The sequence below is a fragment of the Rhizobium sp. NPDC092011 genome, from assembly GCF_044756305.1.
In the GTDB taxonomy this organism is placed as follows: domain Bacteria; phylum Pseudomonadota; class Alphaproteobacteria; order Rhizobiales; family Rhizobiaceae; genus Rhizobium.
In genome coordinates this window covers 862,066-880,225 of the sequence record NZ_JBIVSO010000002.1, presented here as the reverse complement: position 1 = coordinate 880,225, position 18,160 = coordinate 862,066, and the positions used below count along the sequence as shown (strand labels likewise).

Here is an 18,160-nt window from a genome sequence, read left to right as displayed (position 1 = left end):
ATAAAAGAAACTTGTTTCAAGAAACGAGGATTCTCACACGTTCTTGTAATACGGGAAGCAGTTCCGCCTCGAACCAGGGATGGCGTTTCAGCCAGCCGCTATTGCGCCAGCTTGGATGCGGCAAGGGCAATATGGCAGGCGACCGGTTGGTCAGAAGATAGCGCCGCCATTCGGCGACCGTCTCCGTCATGGAAGCCATCCGCTCCGGGCCCATATGCCACGCCTGGGCATATTGACCGATCGTCAGGATAAGCTCGATCTGCGGCATCGCGTCCATGGCTCTCTTTCGCCACAAAGGCGCGCACTCCTTGCGCGGCGGCATATCGCTGCCGGCGGCATCGTAGCCGGGGAAACAGAAGCCCATCGGCAGCATTGCAAAATGTTCAGGGTTGTAGAAACTCTCGCGATCGACGTTTAGCCATTGCCGCAGCCGATCACCGGAAGCATCATTGAAGGGCAAGCCGCTCTCGTGAACCCTTAGACCAGGGGCCTGCCCCGCAATCAGAATGCGTGCTGTCCCGGAAAGCGTCGCGATCGGCCGCGGCTCGTGGGGCAGCCTATGCGCCTCTCCTTTGGCAGGCATGTCACGACAGACGCGACAGGCCGCAATTGCCCGGCTCAACTCCTGCAGTTCTTCCTTTTGCATCATTGCACGCCCCACCCAACGAGCTGCCATACGTAGTCTGCCAGATTCCTGATCGGATCGCCCCCGGCCGCCTGCTGCACACGCGCCTCGCGGCGATAGTCGCTCGGCCGCTCGAAATCGCCAGCCCATACGCCCGCCTTCGCTTGTCGTGCTTTCAGCTCTTCGGCTGCATAACCGCCATAGGATAATGCCATGCCGCTGCGAACCATGGCAGCATTGATATCGACATCACCAACCATGCATGTCACCAGAAGGCGACCGTAGCGATCTCTCTCCGCACCACGGCATTCCGGCCTGCCGGTTTTAACGATTGTGACAAGAGCCTTGCGCGCCTCCTCGCCGCACGCCCAATCCGCGCCATCGCGTCGACACCGTTGTCGATATTCCGGTGCGTCGATGCCTTTCAGCCGCAGACGCTGTCCATTGGCGGAAAGCGTATCGCCGTCAACGACGTAAAAATTACCAGTTTGAACGAGTTCCGGCCGATTATTCAGTTTCGACGCGAGCAGAGCGAGAATGCCGAGCAGAGCAAATGTGGCCACGCCGTCGCGAAAAAGGCGGCTTGACCGCATCACGTTCTTGCCTCCTTTAACAACAAATCCTTGGCGAAGATGGCAAACAAAACATTTCGCCGCAGCATCTTCTTAAGAATTGGCCGGTAGTCTCTAATCTCACAAAGATCAAGTTTCAATGAAACCATGAGAACCGGCGCCAGCACATCGACAGATAAGAACATCGTCGACCGATCGCGCAGCCACCGCAACCGGGCTGTGTCGAAGGCCGTGCGGCAGACGCGTGAGCGCCTGCAGACGGGGCATAGCAGCAATTTCGACCGCGAACTCATGGTCATGCACATCGACTCCCTGCTGCAGGGCGCGGCGGTCGTCCCGATTTTTGTCGTCGTCGTCGCAGCACTCGGGGTTTATCTGACGCGCGACATCGCTATTTTTCTTTGGACCATCCCGATCCTGACGGCGCACGCCATCAACATGCTACTCGGCAGACGCGCCAAGAAGCAGGAAATGACCATCGAAGGCGCCCGAAAGTGGCGGCAGATCCTGTTGCTGGGGCAATTGTTGACCGGGCTGTGTTGGGCGGTTTTCACAATGCAGACCTGCACGACCTGCGGCGGGGACAGTTTCAGCCTGTACAAGGGCACGACGCTGCTGGTGGCGATTTGCATCACGGCCATGGCGAGCTTCATGTTGCCGCGTGCCGTGCCTTTCGCCTTCGCGCCCCCGACCATGGTGCTGGTCGTTACCGCGATACTGACCCGAAATCCCTCGGATATAGCACTGACCGCAGCCGTCTCGGTTGCCGTGATCTTCTTCACTTTCATCACCAACCGGATGTTCCAGTCCAATCTCAAGATCCTTTCTTTCCAGTCGGAAAAGGACGATCTGATCGCGGAGCTGGAAGTCGCCAATTCCATGTCCGACGAGGCACGCCGGCGTGCAGAAGAGGCTAACCTCGCCAAATCCCGCTTCCTTGCCTCCATGTCGCATGAATTGAGGACGCCGCTGAACGCCATTCTCGGCTTTTCTGAAGTCATGTCAGCCGAGGTCATGGGACCCCTGAACAACCCCACCTATCGGGAATACACCACCGATATCCATCGATCCGGCCAGCACCTGCTCAACCTGATCAACGAGATCCTCGATCTCTCGCGCATCGAGGCCGGCAAATACGAGTTGAACGAAGAGGCGATCTCGCTGCTCGATATCGCCGAAGATTGCATCGGCATGGTGCAGTTGCGCGCCCGCGCCAAGAACATTTCCATCTCCTCGCAGATAGAACCGCAGCTTCCCTCCGTCTGGGCGGATGAGAAGTCGATGCGGCAGGTCATTCTCAACCTTTTGTCGAACGCCGTGAAATTCACGCCGCAGGGTGGTGAAATCAGCGTCAAAGTCGGCTGGACGGCCGGCGGCGGGGAATATGTGGCGATCAAGGATAACGGCCCCGGCATCCCCGAGGAAGAAATCCCGATCGTACTCTCGGCCTTCGGTCAGGGGTCGATTGCCATCAAGAGCGCCGAGCAAGGCACCGGTCTCGGCCTTCCGATCGTGCAAGCCATACTCGCCAAGCATGACGGTCAATTCGCGCTGAAATCCAAGCTGCGCGAAGGTACAGAGGTCATCGCGATCCTGCCGGCCAAGCGCGTTTTGCAAAGTCTGCCGGCCGTCGAGGACGCTCCGCTGGCCGGACGGCGGAAGAAGAGCTTCGCCTGAGACCTGAACTTCCCCGCCTAGCGGAAAAACAAATGGCTGCCGACGACGTAAAGCATGTAGAGGCCGGACGCGACCAGCATGCAGAGCACCGCGAACGAGCCAAGATCCTTGGCGTGCTTGCCGACATTCGAAATCTCCGGAGAGATCCGGTCAATGACCTCTTCGACTGCCGTGTTCATCGCCTCGATCGCGAAGACACCAAGGAAAAGCACCATGGCGATGACGATCTCGCCAAGGCTCGCCCCGACGACGATCAGCAGGATCAGCGATATTGCCGCAAAGAAAAGCTCCTGACGGAAGGCAGACTCTTGTAGCAGCCGTTGAAAGCCGCCCCATGAATAGCTGGCGGCCGCAAAGAAATGCCGGATCCCGGTTTCCTTGGTAACTGCAGGTTTCGAAAACTCGGCCATGCCTGCTCCGCCCGTATTATCCCGATTGCAAATCTAGAGCATGTCGCACGAAAATGTGCAGCGGTTTTGCGACGACGACATGCGCGAAATCAATGGCCGAAAGCGCATCTGAAAGATCGCGACGGGCTCTGGGCGACTTGCAAATACCGCCTCGCCTCCTTTGAAGCAAGTCGGCACTTCAGAACGCCACTGGGAATTCATTACAGATTTATGACGCGAACTGATAGTTCCACAGAAAAATCGGTGGCAAGATGCCCCTCCGGCACCTCGCCGCGATATCCGGTCAATGCTTGTTGGTGACGCCAGCGCTTTCGAAGGTCGCCATGCCGGAGTGGCAGGCGGCAGCGGCTTTGACGATACCCGCCGCGAGTGCCGCACCCGTACCTTCTCCGAGCCGCATGCCTAGCGCCAGAAGCGGCGTCTTGCCGAGCTTCTCGATCGACTTCAGATGTCCCGGCTCTCCCGAAACATGGCCGATCAGGCAGTGATCGAGCGCCGCCGGGTTGGCAGCCTTGAGGATGGAAGCGGCAGCGGTCGCGACGTAGCCGTCGATGATGACGGGGATACGCTCCATGCGCGCGGCCAGGATCGCGCCAGCCATGGCAGCGATCTCGCGGCCGCCCAGACGACGTAGGATTTCAAGCGGATCGGAAAGATGAGCGCGATGAAGTGCAACCGCCTTCTCGACAGCCGCAATCTTGCGCTTCAGCATCTCGCCTTCGGAGCCGGTTCCCGGGCCGACCCAGTCTTCCGCCTTGCCGCCGTAGAGCGCATAGTGGATCGCTGCGGCGATCGTGGTGTTACCGATGCCCATTTCGCCGATGCAGAGCAGATCCGTGCCGCCGGCGATTGCTTCCATGCCGAAGGCCATGGTGGCAGCGCAGTCGCGTTCGCTGAGCGCCGGTTCCTCGGTAATGTCGGCGGTCGGAAAATCGAGTGCCAGGTCGAAGATCTTCAGGCCGAGATCATAGGTGACACAGATCTGGTTGATCGCCGCGCCGCCGGCTGCGAAATTTTCCACCATCTGCTGCGTAACCGAAGGCGGGAATGGCGTAATTCCCTGCTTGGTAACGCCATGATTGCCGGCGAAGATGGCAACCAGCGGCCGGGTGACGGCAGGCGGGCGACCAGACCAGGCAGCCAGCCAGAAAGCTATCTCCTCGAGACGGCCGAGCGCGCCTGGCGGTTTGGTGAGCTGTGCGTCGCGCTCGCGCGCCGCCACGAGCGCGCGGGCATCCGGGCCCGGAAGGTCGCGCAGCAGCGTGCGGAAATCGTCGAATGGCAAGCCGGTTACGCTCATGAATGCCGTTCCTTGTCTTTTGGTCTCAAATCAGGTTCTTTGCGTGCGACTCTATTAGTCGTCGGAACCGGCGCGAACAACTCCAAAAGCGTTCGATGCTGTCGAGCGAATTGCGGGGAGAGGAAGAAATGCGGGAATATATGCGCGATATCGCGCGCGCCGTCGCCTTCTTGAGCCGCATTCCCGTATCGGCATCCTTCTTTGCCGGTCATGACGGCAAGCTCGGGACGGTGTCACGTGCCTTTCCGGTTGCCGGCTTGCTGGTCGCATTTCCCGCCGCCATCGTGTTCGGCTTGTTGCTTGCGATGCATGCGGATCCGCTCATGGCGGCGTTTCTGGCCCTTACGGTACAGACCGTGACGACGGGAGCCCTGCATGAGGATGGTCTCAGCGACACCGCGGACGGAATTGGCGGCGGCAAGGATCGCGCGCGCGCCCTCGGTATCATGAAGGACAGCCGCATCGGCACCTATGGCGCGGTCGCATTGATCCTGTCCTTCGGGCTGCGGGCATCCGCGCTCGCTGCCATTGCCCGCCATGTATCGTCTACCGACGCAGCCGCCGCGCTGCTCGCCGTAGCCGCGCTCAGCCGCGGCGCGATGGTGTGGCACTGGCACGTCCTCCCTTCGGCAAAGCCTGACGGCGTCGCCGCCTCTGCAGGCCAACCCGATGGCAACGCCATGCAACTGGCGTTGATCACAACGCTCGGGCTTGCCCTCCTGCTAATCTGGCCCACCCAGGGCATTCCTTCACTCGTCTCCTGCCTTCTCGTTGTCGCGATCACGACATTTTTGTCGAACAGACATGTGCGTCAAAGACTGTCCGGCCATACCGGAGACACGATCGGCGCGACCCAGCAGATTTGCGAGATCGCGTCGCTGTGTACCCTTGCCATGTGTGTTTGAAGCCTCGATATATGATCCTATGCTAACACCCTGCATCCTTGTCTGTTCCCTCGACGAAAACACCGGTTACTGTCTCGGTTGCGGCCGTACAGGCGCGGAAATCGGCGCGTGGATAAGCTACAGCGACGACGAGCGACGCGCGGTCATGGAAACTCTTCCCGCACGCATGACCAAGCTCGCACCTCGGCCCGGCGAGGATATTGGCCCGTCGCAACAGACACAGGAGCGCAGCGCCGTATGAACCGCCTGAACATCGTTCTCGCCATTCTCGGCATCGGCCTCGCGCTTCTCATCTTCAACAACAACACCGGCATGACCTTCGGCATGCACAATGACGACTTTGCCCGCGTCATCTACCTCGTGCCGATAGCCTTGATGATGAGCGCCGCCGTGTGGGGCAGTCGCCACACCCTCAGCCAATCGCTGCGCAATCTCCTGATCTGGTTCGTGATCATCATGGCGCTGGCGACCGCCTACATCTATCGCTACGACGCCGAACGGGTCGGTAATCGCCTCTTTGCCGGCCTGATACCTGGCCGTGCGGTCGTCGTCACCACCAGCGAAGGCGGACAGGAAGTCATTATCCACAAGCGATCCAGCGGACATTTCGAGGCCGTGGTCAGGATCAACGGACAGCCCATCGACATGCTTGTCGACACAGGCGCCAGCACGATCGCCTTGTCGCAGGAAGACGCCGAGCGCGTCGGGATCATTCCGGAAAATCTCACCTACTCGATGACCGTGATGACCGCGAATGGTCGCGCCAGCGCGGCGCCCGTCGAGCTTGGTTCTGTGTCGATCGGGCCGATCAAGCGTCACGATGTCAAGGCAAGTGTGGCCGAAGCGGGCAAGCTGGATCAAAGTCTGCTCGGCATGAGCTTCCTGGAAACACTGGGATCGATGCAGATGCAGACCGATGAGCTTCGCCTTCGCGATTGAGCACGGCGAAAACGGCAATCGATAGTTCGGCGGAGATCGAAGCATTCGCTGGTCTCTTCACTCTAAAAAGCGGCAGACCCGAACAGCCCGGAGAGTGAGACAACCATGGCGCCCGCTAAGACAGACATAACCAAGGAGTTGTTGCTCCTTTTGCTTCTCGCCACCTGCTGGGGGGCATCCTACAGCTTTATCCGCGTCGGCGTAGCGACCATTCCGCCGATTACGCTGATTGCCGCCCGCACGCTGATTGCCGGTGTCGTCCTGCTCGTCATCATTCGCTGGCGCGGCCTGAGCCTACCGAGGGATCCAGCGGTATGGCGGCGGTTCCTCATTCAATCCTGCCTCAACAGCGCCATTCCTTTCACGCTGATCGCCTGGGCCGAACAGACACTCGATGCTGGTCTGGCGACTATATTGAATTCCACGACGCCGATCTTCGCGTTTCTGATCGCCGCAATCCTGTTGCGTACCGAAAGGCTGACAGGCCGCAAGCTCTTCGGGGTCATCGCGGGTATGGCAGGCATTTGCCTGATCATCGGCGTCGACGCGCTTCACGGAGTAGGTCAACAACTCCCTGCGCAGCTTGCCGTCGTTGCCGCATCCATCTGCTATGCAAGTGCAGCGCTGTTCGGACGCAATTTCAAGGGATTGGATCCGATGATGCCTGCGGCTGGCTCGTTGCTATGCGGAGCAGCGCTCCTCATCCCCGCCAGCCTGATTGTCGAACATCCCTGGCAGCTGGCGCCCTCCACAGCCTCGATCCTCTCGCTGCTCGGCCTGTCGGTCGTTTCGACCGCCCTCGCCTTCAGCATCTACTTTCGGCTCATCCAGACCCTCGGCTCGGTCGGCACGACCGCCCAGGCTTATCTGCGCGTCCCTATCGGCGTCGGCATCGGCGTGATCTTCCTGGGGGAGCCCGTATCCTCGACAGCAGCCATCGGCCTCGTCTGCGTTGTCGCCGGTGTCATGGCCATGACCATCGCCCCGCGCAAGAAGGTCACCGCAGAGTGAGTTGCAGTGGACGCTGCACAGAAGATCAATGCAGCAACGACAGGTCGTCCCAGACGAAAACCAAATTGTCGGAGCGCCAGACCGGTCCGGGATCGGTATATTGCCCGATGATACGACCACCGAGCGATCGGTAGAACGCGATCGCCGGTTCATTGCCGACCACGACGCCCAGCGCCGCACTTGAATAACCGAAGGCGGCCAGCTGCGCCACCAGTTCCCGCATGAGGTGGCGCCCAAGCCCTTGGCGCTTCACAGAGGGATCTATGTAAAGCGAGCGGATTTCGCCTCGTCCCTCAAAAGCGGGGTGCGTTGGCGCACCGACTGCTCCAATGCCGACGAGCCGGTCTCCTTGTTCCGCCAGCAATATGGCTTGATGCAGGCTGGGATTGGCGAGCATGTCGCTCCATCGCGCTCGCCGAAAATCTTCGTCAAGCGTGTGATAGACCTCCGCCGGCGCGAGGTCGCGATAGGTCTCGCACCAGACCAGGCGGTGCAGCCTGGCAATATCGGCCGCATCGGTGACCGCAGCTGGTCTGATCGCAATTTCCGCGGTCACCCGATCGTCCCCGAGACGGTATTGCGCAGCGCGCCGACAAGATAGAGAGAGCCGGTCACCAGTATCCAGCCACCACCGTCTGAAGCCTTCTCAAGAGCCAGATCCAGCGCCTTGTGCGGATCCGGTTCTGCGTCCCCCGCCATTCCCATAGACTGCCAAATTTCACCCAGTTCCGACGCAGTATGGGCACGACCCGATCCCGACGCCTCCGTGAATACAGCGTAGGAAGCGTGGCGTGACAACACAGCCAGGAAGCCGGGAGCATCCTTGTCCGATGCCAACGCAACCAAAGCAATGCATTTGCCGCTAACATCCGACAGGCGCGCAATATCGCGAAGGACAGCCTCGATATTGAACGGCACATGAGCACCGTCCATCATCAAAGGCACCGTTTCCCGTCCTTTTCGCAGTGCCGGCGGCAGCGAGAAATCGAAGCGTTCCATTCGCCCTGGCAACCGTGCTTTGGCGACCACGTCAGGCTGCAGCAGCCTCGGCCCGATGGGCTGCCCCTTCGCCACTCCTTCCAGGACACACTCGCCTTTTCGGCCGAGATGATCGAATACCAGGCCGACAAGCGCGATATTTGTTTCCGCTATCGTTGCATCGCCGGCAAGATCGGTTCGAAGCACATCGCAACCAAGTTCATCGGCGCGCTGCTGCAACACCCGACCTGCGGCGTCTTCGGCAGCAAGCGTGGTGGCCAGCGTTGCGCCTGTTTTCAATATGCCGACTTTCTCCCGCGCGATCGTCTCGCGCGTCGTGCCGAGAATTTCAGTATGTTCAAGCCCGATATTGGTAACGATCGCAACCTCACCGAAGACCACATTCGTCGAGTCCAGCCTGCCGCCGAGCCCGACCTCGACGACGACCCAGTTCAGGCCGGCATCTCTGAACACCACGAAGGCGGCGGCCGTGATCACATCGAACCAGGTGGCGTCTTCTCCAGCCGTTGCTGCCTGCTTGGCGCTCTCGTAGCTATCCAGCACCTGCATGATCGCTTTTGCCAGCGCACCGTCCTCGACCTCGGTGCCGAGAACGCTGACGCGCTCGTTCACCCGGTCGACATGTGGCGACGCATAACGGCCGACACGCCAACCGGCCTGAAGCAATCCAGCTTCCGTGAGTGCGCAAACGGACCCCTTACCCTTGGTGCCGGCGACGTGAATGGCACGAAAACTGCGATGAGGATCGCCCAATCGATGCATGAGATCGAGCATCGGCTCAAGGCCCACGCGCATCTCGCCGCGTGGCTTACGCTCCCAATTGGTCAGCTGGTCGAGCCGGGAGAGCGCGATGGACAGGTCGCAAGCGGATTGTGGCATGATATACCTTCGTCGAGATACCATGCGAGTGGCGGCAAGTGGCACGACCGTCTTCGACGCGTACGGACATCCGACCATCTCGCTACATCAAGTCAGGACCAATCAGTTCCATGCGGCGGCAAGCGCCACAAGGCCCTAAATTTGCGGATCAGGCCCCGTCATCAGTTCCTCAACCGATATCCTGTCTTGAAGATCCATCCGAGGACGGTGAGGCAGACGATGAGAAAGAGCGTGATGATCGCCAGGCTCAGCACCGGATTGACATCGGCAATACCATAGAAGCTCCACCGGAAGCCGCTGACGAGGTAGAGAACCGGGTTAAGATGGCTTACAGCCTGCCAGAATGGCGGCAGCATGTTGATCGAATAAAAACTTCCGCCCAGGAAAGTCAGCGGCGGCACGACGAGCATGGGAATGAGGTTCAGCTGCTCGAAATTCCCGGCCCATATGCCGATCATGAAACCGAACAGGCTGAAAGTCACGGCTGTCAGGACGAAAAACAGGATCATCATGAGAGGATGCTCGATCCTGATATCGACGAAGAAGCTCGCCGTTGCCAGTATGATCAAGCCGATCAGCATCCCCTTGGTCGCCGCAGCACCGACATATCCAAGAACGATTTCCGTCATGGCGACCGGCGCCGACAACACTTCGTAGATCGTGCCGGTGAACTTCGGAAAATAGATACCGAAGGAGCCGTTGCTGATGCACTGGCCCAGCAGCGTCAGCATGATCAGGCCCGGCGTGATAAACGCCCCATAGGAAACACCCTCGACCAGATTGATGCGCGAGCCGATCGCCGCCCCGAAAACGATGAAGTAGAGCGATGTGGAAATAACAGGCGAGACGACACTCTGCAGCAGCGTGCGCCGCGTGCGGGCCATTTCGAACATGTAGATGGATTTGATCGCTTCGAAGTTCATTTGCCTGCTCCAACCAGCGATACGAAGATATCCTCAAGCGAACTTTGGCGCGTCGAGAGGTCCTTGAAATGAATTCCTTCGGCAGCGAGCTTCGACAGCAGCGCGGCAATACTCGACTGTTCGTTCTGGTTATCGAAATCATAGATGAGGGTCATGCCGTTCGGCCCGAGCGAAAGCCCATTGCCTTCGAGACAGTTCGGTATTGCGTCGAGCTGCTCGGTCAGCTCAAGAATGAGCTGCTTGCGGCCGAGCTTGGCCATCAGCGCCTTCTTGTCCTCCACAAGGAGAAGCTGGCCGCCATTGATGACGCCGACGCGGTCTGCCGCTTCTTCGGCCTCCTCGATATAGTGTGTGGTCAGGATGATCGTCACGCCGGAAGCCCGCAGGCGCTCGACCACATGCCACATGTCCTTGCGCAAGGTCACGTCCACGCCTGCGGTCGGCTCGTCGAGAAAAAGAATCTGCGGCTCGTGCGAAAGCGCCTTGGCAATCAGGACGCGCCGCTTCATGCCACCTGAAAGCTGGCGAAGCATGTTGTCCTTCTTGTCCCACAGAGAAAGGTCGCGCAGGATCTTCTCTATGTAAGCCGGGTTTGCCTTCTTGCCGTGCAGGCCGCGCGAAAAACTGACCGTGTTCCACACGGTTTCGAACTGATCGGTCGTCAGCTCCTGCGGCACGAGGCCGATCATGCTGCGCGTGGCGCGAAAATCGCGCACGACGTCATGGCCGCCGACCAATACCGTGCCGCTGCTCGGATTGGCGATGCCGCAGACGATGGAGATCAGCGTCGTCTTGCCCGCCCCGTTTGGCCCGAGCAAGGCAAGAATTTCTCCCTGTTCGATATCGAGATCGACACCTTTGAGTGCCTGAAACCCGTTGCCGTAGGTTTTGGTGAGATTACGAATGGAAATGATCGGAGCCATGATGCGGGCAAGTCCGGCCTTGTAATGATGATGAATTTATCGGCGTTTGCCCGCTATATAGCCGGGCTCAGGCTTTTACCATCCTATGAGGACTAAACACAGCGTTCGCGTAAGCCAAATAAGCTGTCATTAAATCGTGACCTTCGTCGGGCATATAGCTCGTTAGGTAAGCAACGTTTGTCGCACTCCGCCCAACGCCTCTTGGCGACACGTAAGCGCCTATTTTACTGGACGATTTATTGCCCTCGCATTCATATTGCGTGCCTCATTGCAACATGAAGTTTTTTTCTGGAGCAGGCAAGGATCCCCCGTCGTTGCCATGCACCACTCAAGCCGGCACTTGCCGGCTTTTTTCTTTTCTACATGCTTTGACAACCGAAACGACGGTTACCAGCTGCCGTTTACGCCACAACCGGCCGGCGGCAGCGTTTTGTGCTCGAAGCGAGCCTTCAGCATTTCGCAGCCCTTGTTGCGGATGGGCGTCGGCATCATCGTATTGAGACCGATCCCAACCTCATCAAATGGATCCTCGGCATAGGCGACATAGATGTACCAACGCCCTCCGATGACAACGACAATGGCGATAAGGGCAGCAATGAGCGCTCTTCCTAGGCTTCTTTTCCGTCTCGGCACGTCTTCCATGAAATCCTCGCTTGCCTCCGCTCTCCGCATTTGACCATGCTTGCTCAACCAAAGCATGCCGCGCGAAATATTCAGCGATCTTGCGACAACGACATGCCCAAGATCAAAGATCTGAAGCGCAAAAGCGAAGTTTGGAGATCGCGACGCGCTTTAGATAAATCAGCGACCGCTTCAGACAAGAGCAGATGTATACCCGGCAAAGAGCCAATCAAAGGCTGCAATAACGCCGGCCGCCCTTCCGATCACGAAGATCAAAATGAAAATGGTTCCAATGCTCGGGATTGCTGCCGGGGCCGAGCACGGTATCGAAATAGCGGCAGCTATCCGTTCGAACGGCCTTCAGCAATCCGCCTTCGCGGAAAGAGAACAGCCCCTTCTTGCGCACGTCGATCACATGGCCGTTCTTCAGCACGAATGTACCGACGTCGATGGCATTGCCGTGGGCATGCTCCGACATCGGATTATAGCGTTGCCGGCTATTGTTCATGCGCCGGCAGGAATAGCCGCCGAGCGGAACGATCGTGCCGATGCCCGACCAGTAGCGTGTGCGCGCCGCCGGTGCCAACTCGTTCTTGACCCATTTCGCGAAGGCAAGCGTTACCTGGCAATTCAATGTAACGGCCGGACGGACCGCGATATTGCCGGAAAGCCCGCTTAGAGAAATCGGATAGGGAACCTGACACGCTGGTCCGTTCGAGATCGAAGGCTTGTCCGTATAGATGACGCCCATACGGCGAAGTTCCTGACGACAGGCGATTTCGGAGGGCGGCATCATCCCGGGAGACGATTGCGGCGCATCAAATTGGCGATCGAGACGCGATACGGGGTTGTCGACGCGGGGCAGCATGGCGACCTGCGTCCCCGGCTGCTGCCTTGATATCGGCGAGCGATTGAGTTCCGCCTGTGCGGCCGACCTTTGAAGAATGGATCGATTGGTCTGCGTCGGCGCATCCGAGCCGATGCCGTCGACCACGGGCTCGTCGGTTTGGCCCTCGGCAATATTCTGCTGCTCCTCCTGCGCCAACCCCACGACCGACGCGGATTGAGCCTCTTCGGCTGGTCCAACCCCGAGTTCGGCATCCATATTGACGCCCTGCGACGGAATGCTCGATTGTGGCGCCAGACCCGTTTCGACATCCGTCGTCGTCACGGCTTCACCCGTTCCGGAGCCGCGCTTGCCATTGGCATAGTTGTTGGAGGCAGAAACGACGGGATCCTGCATGCCTTGATAAGAGAACTGCCGTTGTGGCGCGCTGCGATGAGGCTTGATTGAGCCGACGCGCGAGGCGCTGTCGACATTCGACGGCGGCACGAGACCGTCAGCCGTGCAGGCGACCAGCGCCGACGACAACAGTAACGGCAGCAGTGCGCGCCGCAGAATGGGTAAATAGGTCATAGTCCTGATCCGCTGCCCCAGCCACGGTCGGTAGCACTTACAAAGCCTAAACGGGAACGGTGAACGAAAGCTTACCGCCGAGAACCGACCTGTGTCCGCATGGCACTTTGACGTTCGATGAAGGGTTATGCCGGCTTGCCGGTTGCGACCCTGCGAGACGGAAGCGACAGAGCGGCCTTTCCCATCGCGGCGGGATTGCATAGGCTGGATACCGGAATCAATAGCTTGCGACAGGAGCGAACGAATGAACGACGGCGTCAAACCAAGGGGCGAGCTGACATTGCGCACGCTGGCGATGCCTGCAGACGCCAACCCCGCCGGCGACATCTTCGGCGGCTGGGTCATGGCCCAGATGGACTTGGCAAGCGGCATCCGCGCCGCCGAGCGGGCTCGTGGCCGTGTCGTCACCGCCGCCGTGAAGGAGATGGCATTCGAGCTGCCGGTCAAGATCGGCGACACGCTGAGCGTCTTCACCGACATCGAGCGCGTCGGCCGCACGTCGATCACGCTGAGCGTCGAGGCATGGGCGCATCGCGCGCGCTATAACACGTTGGAGAAGGTCACGGCCGCCACCTTCATCATGGTCGCTCTCGACGAAAATGGCGCACCCAAGGCCGTGCCCGTGGAGAACTGACATGATGGGCGCCGCACACGCACCGGAAGTTTACGTCTACATCCGGACTGTCATGAGCATGGTGATCGGCCTTTCGCTGGCCCAGCTCCTGACACGGCTGGCCGGCTTCGTGCAGGCGCCCGGCAAGAACAAGATCTACTTCGTCCATATCGGCTGGGTGCTGTCGATGTTCCTTTACATCATCCATTTCTGGTGGTGGGAATATCGGCTGCAGTCGGTGCAGGGCATTACCTTCGCGGTCTATCTTTTCCTGATCTGCTTCTGCTGCCTCTTCTATTTCCTCTGCGTGCTCCTCAATCCGCCGTCCATCGATGAATATGGCGGCTTCGAGGAATATTTCATTTCCCGCCGCCGCTGGTTTTTCGGACTGCTCGCCGTGACCTACGCGGTCGATCTCATAGACACGTTGCTGAAGGGTGAAGCCTATTTTCAATCTCTCGGCTGGGAATACCCGACCCGAAACATCGTCTATATCGTGTTGTGCATCGTCGCGGCGATCACCGCCAACCGACGCTTCCAGGCTGCATTCGTAATCCTGGGGCTAGTCTACCAGATCACATGGATCTTCCGGCTCTACGACGTGCTTCCAGGATAGGATTGCAAACAATCCTGCGTAAAACGGCTGTCATTTCGATATTCTGGGTTTCTTGACCAAGACACCGCCATATTGTTCAGATCGATTGTCCTCTGGAACGGCGGTGGGAGATTCTGGCCTTGATGCTGAAGAGCTATGCATTGGGATTGGCGCTTGCTCTTTCATTGCCCATACTCGCTCATGCCGAAGACCCGGCACCCGGCCCTGCCAATACGACCATCTCGCTGAAATACTGGCTGGAATTCGCCAAGCAAGGTAACGCTGCCGCCCAATACGGCCTCGGTTATCGCTACGCTAACGGCCAAGGTGTGGAGCAGGACGATGCCCAGGCCGTCGACTGGTACCAAAAGGCAGCCGAGCAGGGGAACGCCCAGGCACAATATGCCCTAGCCTACATGTATGCCGCCGGCCGTGGCGTCGATGCCGATCAGGAGCAGGCAAACGACTGGTATCTCCGGTCAGCGCAACGGGGCAACGCCGATGCACAATATGCGATAGGCTATTCTCTGGCGAATGGCCGCGGCATGGATGTCGACAACGAACAGGCCGTCAGCTGGTACCAGAAATCCGCAGCTCAAGGTCAGGCCCAGGCACAATACGCTCTGGGCTACATGTATGCCAACGGCCGCGGCGTTCAGCAGGACGCCGCGATCGCTCTCTCTTGGTATCGCAAATCGGCCGATCAGGGCCGAGCGGATGCTCAATATGCGCTTGGTTACATCTATGAAAACGGTCAGGGCGTCGCACCGGATCAGGTGAGCGCCATCGACTGGTACAGGAAGGCGGCAGATCAGGGCGATGGGCAGGGCCTGTACGCTCTCGGCTATGCCTATGCCAATGGCAAGGGCGTCGAACGAAATGATGCAGAAGCCTATTCCTGGTACAAGAAGGCAGCGGAAAAGGGTCGTGCCGACGCGCAATATGCCGTCGGTTACAGCCTCGCTAACGGGTTGGGAGCCGAAAAGGACTACAGACAGGCGCTCCAATGGTATCGCAAATCAGCCGATCAGGGGCGATCCGACGCACAATATGCGCTGGGTTACCTCTATGCCAATGGCCAGAGCGTCAAGCTTGACGATTCGACTGCCGTGAAGTGGTACCGCAAATCGGCCCTGCAGGGAGATGCGCAAGGCGAATACGCCCTCGCCTACATGTACGCAGGGGGGCGCGGCGTTGCGAAGGATTACGGCAAGGCTTTCGAATGGTATGGGAAGTCGGCTGCTCAAGGCCATGCGGATGCGCAATACGCACTCGGTTACATGTACGACAACGGGCAGGCGACCAGCACAAGCAAGGCGACGGCGGCGGACTGGTATCGCAAGGCAGCCGACCAGAACAACCCGCAGGGGCAATACGCCCTCGCCTTTCTCTACTATCACGGCGACGGCGTGGCGAAGGATTACGGCCAGGCGGCGGATCTGTTTCGCAAGGCGGCGGGACAAGGCGACGCACGCGCCGAATATGGTCTTGGATATCTGTATTATAACGGCTACGGAGTAGCCAAGGACACGGCAATCGCCGCAGAATGGTTCAACAAGGCGGCCGCGCAAGGATTGCCGGAGGCGCAGCACGGGCTGAGCTACATGGAGGCCAACGGCGATGGTCCCGTCCGGGATCTCGGACCATTGGCTGAAGGGCGAACGAGCGACAGGAATAGCGGCGGATCGTCGGGGTGGGTTGTCTTCCACCTGTTGATGGCGCTTGTGCCTTAAGGCATGTCGCGCAAATGTGTGCAGTGGTTTTGCGACTGCGACATGCGCGAAATCAAGGAGCCGAAGCGCTTGAGGCGGATCCGAAAGATCGCGACGCGCTTTAGCTGCAGCAAATACATGATATTGATCCAGACGGATCATCGACTGAGGGGTAGGCCGTGAATTGGAAGAAGGGAGCAGCAGGATTGCTCTTCGCATTGGCATCCATGGGCGCAGCGCATGCCGATGTTGGCCGAAACACCTACGATCGCGGAAACTTCAGATCGCCCCTCGACTATTGGCGCCCCTTGGCAAACCAGGGAGACGTCACGGCCCAGATGAAACTCGGTCAGATGTACGAGGAAGGCGAAGGTGTCGCGAGAAATCTCACGCTCGCGTTTAGCTGGTACAAAAAGGCGGCCGACCAAGGCAGCGCCGAGGCGGAATTCAACGTCGGTACCATGTATGACCAGGGCGAAGGTGTGCCCGCAGACAAGGGCCAGGCGATCGAGTGGTACAAGAAGGCCGCGGCACAGGGCCATTCCAACGCACAATACAATCTGGCCGTCATGTACGACACGGGTGAAGGCATCCCCCAGGACAAGGCGCAGGCCTTTGTCTGGTATCGCAAGGCGGCGGAACAGGGAGATGCGGACGCCCAATACAATGTTGGCGTCATGTATGATCAGGGCGACGGCACGAGCAAGGACAAAAGCCAGGCTGTCGTCTGGTATCTGAAGTCTGCAGACCAGGGTAAGGTCGAGGCGCAATACAATCTCGGCATCATGTATCGCGATGGCGAAGGCGTTGCAAAGGATGGCCCCAAGGCCCTTTTTTGGTTCCGCAAGGCGGCTGATCAGGGAGATGCGGACGCCCAATATAATATTGGCGCGATGTATGCCGACGGTGACGGAATCAGGCAGGATGACCCGGAAGCGATCATCTGGTTTCTGAAAGCCGCCGGGCAGGATAATGTCGAAGCGGAATACAATCTCGGCGTGATGTTCCGCGACGGCGAAGGCGTTGCCAAAAATGCCGTTCAGGCCGTCTTCTGGTTCGAACGGGCAGCCGAGCATCAGTATGCCGACGCCGCCAACAATCTCGGTGTCATGTATCGCGACGGCGATGGCGTCCCGGTCGATATGGCCAAGGCCCGGGAATGGTTCAGCAAGGCAAAGAGCCTTGGCTACCAGGGAGACGGCGAAGGCGACCAAACCGCCCCTTCCGACACGAGCAGCATCCCGATCTGAGCAGAGCGGACGGGTTCGCCGCTAACGGCTCCATTTATCGATGACACAGCTCTCATTCGCTGCCAAATCTCGGCAGGCCGTGCTATCTCCTTCTGCGACACGAAAGTCCTGAGGGGCTGAAACAACACTCGTGAATACGGGGGATTGCCTTGTTGGCGGAAGGCATGAAAGACTGCCGCAAGGCCGGGACATGTTTTGCTTCGCTTCCTTCTAGGGGTCAGATCGCCGTGAATCCGAAATCTGCCGTATCTCCTTCCTCGCGTTTAGCGCTGCTTCGCGTGGCCATTCTGGCCTCGGCTATCGTTTTGCCGCTATCGCCGCTGCCCATGATTGCGGCGGCGGCCGAAGCGGCCCCCGGCTCGTGCTGGTCGCTGCTGCACAGCAAGTTCGGCCCGGAGATCGAAAAATCTGTGAATGAGGCCGATCCCTGCAAGAAGTTGCCGGGTGTCGATCACAAGGACAAGTTCGAGGTCAAATCGCTCGATGTCTGCGATGGCCCGAACGGCGGCGTTCAGATCAATGCCCATGCGGAAATGGCCTGCAAATCGCATGGTGTGCTGAAGGCAACCATCAAAGGCGAACTCGATGCATCCATGACGGTTGATGTCGGCGCGTGTCACATCACCGACCTCCATCTGGGCGTCAACGGCCCGATTGGGGGGCTGATATCATCTGTCGGCGGGCTTCAGGAACTCGCCCGCGGTTTCGCACAGGCGAAAATCTCCGAGATATGCGGCAAGTAAGGCGGAGGCCGACGGCGTCAGCCGGCCCCACCCGAACAAGATACGA

General features: G+C 59.1%; 20 protein-coding genes. 10 read left to right on the top strand and 10 right to left on the bottom strand.

Features of this window, described 5'->3' with window-relative positions; genetic code table 11:
• Window positions 1-16: 16 nt before the first annotated feature.
• Window positions 17-646, bottom strand: coding sequence for a uracil-DNA glycosylase family protein (locus tag ACIQJ2_RS12660; protein WP_199147986.1), 630 nt, complete (start codon window positions 644-646; stop codon window positions 17-19).
• A complete protein-coding gene (locus ACIQJ2_RS12655; RefSeq protein WP_400669601.1) occupies window positions 646-1,218 on the bottom strand; it encodes a thermonuclease family protein in 573 nt (190 codons plus the stop codon). Before ACIQJ2_RS12655 ends, ACIQJ2_RS12660 begins: the two co-directional genes overlap by 1 nt.
• 126 nt (window positions 1,219-1,344) lie before the next feature.
• Between ACIQJ2_RS12655 and ACIQJ2_RS12650 the strand changes: the two genes are divergently transcribed.
• Window positions 1,345-2,874, top strand: coding sequence for a sensor histidine kinase (locus ACIQJ2_RS12650; protein ID WP_400669067.1), 1,530 nt, complete (start codon window positions 1,345-1,347; stop codon window positions 2,872-2,874).
• Between the two features lie 17 nt (window positions 2,875-2,891).
• On the opposite strand, the gene ACIQJ2_RS12645 is transcribed toward ACIQJ2_RS12650, so the two are convergent.
• Window positions 2,892-3,284: a diacylglycerol kinase gene (locus ACIQJ2_RS12645; protein WP_400669064.1), complete on the bottom strand. Its 393-nt coding sequence runs from the start codon at window positions 3,282-3,284 to the stop codon at window positions 2,892-2,894.
• A 283-nt stretch (window positions 3,285-3,567) separates the two neighbouring features.
• Entirely contained in the window at window positions 3,568-4,584 is a 1,017-nt protein-coding gene (cobT, locus tag ACIQJ2_RS12640; protein ID WP_199147958.1) for a nicotinate-nucleotide--dimethylbenzimidazole phosphoribosyltransferase, read from the bottom strand.
• A 128-nt stretch (window positions 4,585-4,712) separates the two neighbouring features.
• On the opposite strand from cobT, the gene ACIQJ2_RS12635 reads away from it, so the two are divergent.
• The 4 genes from ACIQJ2_RS12635 to ACIQJ2_RS12620 all read left to right on the top strand — a co-directional run bounded on the left by ACIQJ2_RS12635 (window position 4,713) and on the right by ACIQJ2_RS12620 (window position 7,439).
• Complete coding sequence (locus ACIQJ2_RS12635; RefSeq protein WP_400669061.1) at window positions 4,713-5,489, top strand: adenosylcobinamide-GDP ribazoletransferase; 777 nt, start codon at window positions 4,713-4,715, stop codon at window positions 5,487-5,489.
• A complete protein-coding gene (locus tag ACIQJ2_RS12630; protein WP_400669059.1) occupies window positions 5,389-5,730 on the top strand; it encodes a DUF1289 domain-containing protein in 342 nt (113 codons plus the stop codon). Before ACIQJ2_RS12635 ends, ACIQJ2_RS12630 begins: the two co-directional genes overlap by 101 nt.
• Entirely contained in the window at window positions 5,727-6,428 is a 702-nt protein-coding gene (locus tag ACIQJ2_RS12625) for a TIGR02281 family clan AA aspartic protease (RefSeq protein WP_199147952.1), read from the top strand. The genes ACIQJ2_RS12630 and ACIQJ2_RS12625 overlap by 4 nt, the downstream gene beginning before the upstream one ends.
• A 105-nt stretch (window positions 6,429-6,533) precedes the next feature.
• A complete protein-coding gene (locus ACIQJ2_RS12620) occupies window positions 6,534-7,439 on the top strand; it encodes a DMT family transporter (RefSeq protein ID WP_400669055.1) in 906 nt (301 codons plus the stop codon).
• Window positions 7,440-7,464: 25 nt separating this feature from the next.
• Here the strand turns inward: ACIQJ2_RS12620 and ACIQJ2_RS12615 are convergent, their stop codons facing one another.
• The 6 genes from ACIQJ2_RS12615 to ACIQJ2_RS12590 form a co-directional block, all read right to left on the bottom strand.
• Window positions 7,465-7,995, bottom strand: a complete 531-nt coding sequence (locus ACIQJ2_RS12615) for a GNAT family N-acetyltransferase (protein ID WP_400669053.1) — start codon at window positions 7,993-7,995, stop codon at window positions 7,465-7,467.
• Window positions 7,992-9,317 carry a bifunctional folylpolyglutamate synthase/dihydrofolate synthase gene (locus ACIQJ2_RS12610; protein ID WP_400669050.1) on the bottom strand — a complete coding sequence of 442 codons (1,326 nt, stop codon included), beginning with the start codon at window positions 9,315-9,317 and terminating at the stop codon, window positions 7,992-7,994. Before ACIQJ2_RS12610 ends, ACIQJ2_RS12615 begins: the two co-directional genes overlap by 4 nt.
• A gap of 161 nt (window positions 9,318-9,478) precedes the next feature.
• Window positions 9,479-10,240, bottom strand: coding sequence for an ABC transporter permease (locus ACIQJ2_RS12605; protein WP_199147945.1), 762 nt, complete (start codon window positions 10,238-10,240; stop codon window positions 9,479-9,481).
• Window positions 10,237-11,163, bottom strand: coding sequence for an ABC transporter ATP-binding protein (locus ACIQJ2_RS12600; protein WP_199147943.1), 927 nt, complete (start codon window positions 11,161-11,163; stop codon window positions 10,237-10,239). The genes ACIQJ2_RS12605 and ACIQJ2_RS12600 overlap by 4 nt, the downstream gene beginning before the upstream one ends.
• Before the next feature lie 387 nt (window positions 11,164-11,550).
• Window positions 11,551-11,835: a hypothetical protein gene (locus ACIQJ2_RS12595; RefSeq protein ID WP_400669046.1), complete on the bottom strand. Its 285-nt coding sequence runs from the start codon at window positions 11,833-11,835 to the stop codon at window positions 11,551-11,553.
• A 178-nt stretch (window positions 11,836-12,013) separates the two neighbouring features.
• Entirely contained in the window at window positions 12,014-13,201 is a 1,188-nt protein-coding gene (locus ACIQJ2_RS12590; RefSeq protein WP_400669044.1) for an extensin family protein, read from the bottom strand.
• A gap of 244 nt (window positions 13,202-13,445) precedes the next feature.
• Between ACIQJ2_RS12590 and ACIQJ2_RS12585 the strand changes: the two genes are divergently transcribed.
• From ACIQJ2_RS12585 to ACIQJ2_RS12565, 5 genes are all read left to right on the top strand, one after another.
• Window positions 13,446-13,835, top strand: coding sequence for an acyl-CoA thioesterase (locus ACIQJ2_RS12585; RefSeq protein ID WP_199086317.1), 390 nt, complete (start codon window positions 13,446-13,448; stop codon window positions 13,833-13,835).
• A 4-nt stretch (window positions 13,836-13,839) separates the two neighbouring features.
• The gene (locus ACIQJ2_RS12580; RefSeq protein WP_199147985.1) at window positions 13,840-14,430 is read left to right on the top strand and encodes a hypothetical protein; all 591 of its coding nucleotides are present in this window, start codon (window positions 13,840-13,842) and stop codon (window positions 14,428-14,430) included.
• A 122-nt stretch (window positions 14,431-14,552) separates the two neighbouring features.
• On the top strand, window positions 14,553-16,142 hold the full coding sequence (locus ACIQJ2_RS12575; RefSeq protein ID WP_400669041.1) for a sel1 repeat family protein: 1,590 nt from the start codon (window positions 14,553-14,555) through the stop codon (window positions 16,140-16,142).
• A 158-nt stretch (window positions 16,143-16,300) separates the two neighbouring features.
• Window positions 16,301-17,371 (top strand): hypothetical protein, encoded by a 1,071-nt coding sequence (locus ACIQJ2_RS12570; RefSeq protein WP_400669039.1) that lies wholly within the window; start codon window positions 16,301-16,303, stop codon window positions 17,369-17,371.
• Window positions 17,372-17,598: 227 nt separating this feature from the next.
• The gene (locus tag ACIQJ2_RS12565; RefSeq protein WP_400669037.1) at window positions 17,599-18,114 is read left to right on the top strand and encodes a hypothetical protein; all 516 of its coding nucleotides are present in this window, start codon (window positions 17,599-17,601) and stop codon (window positions 18,112-18,114) included.
• The last annotated feature ends 46 nt before the right edge of the window (window positions 18,115-18,160 follow it).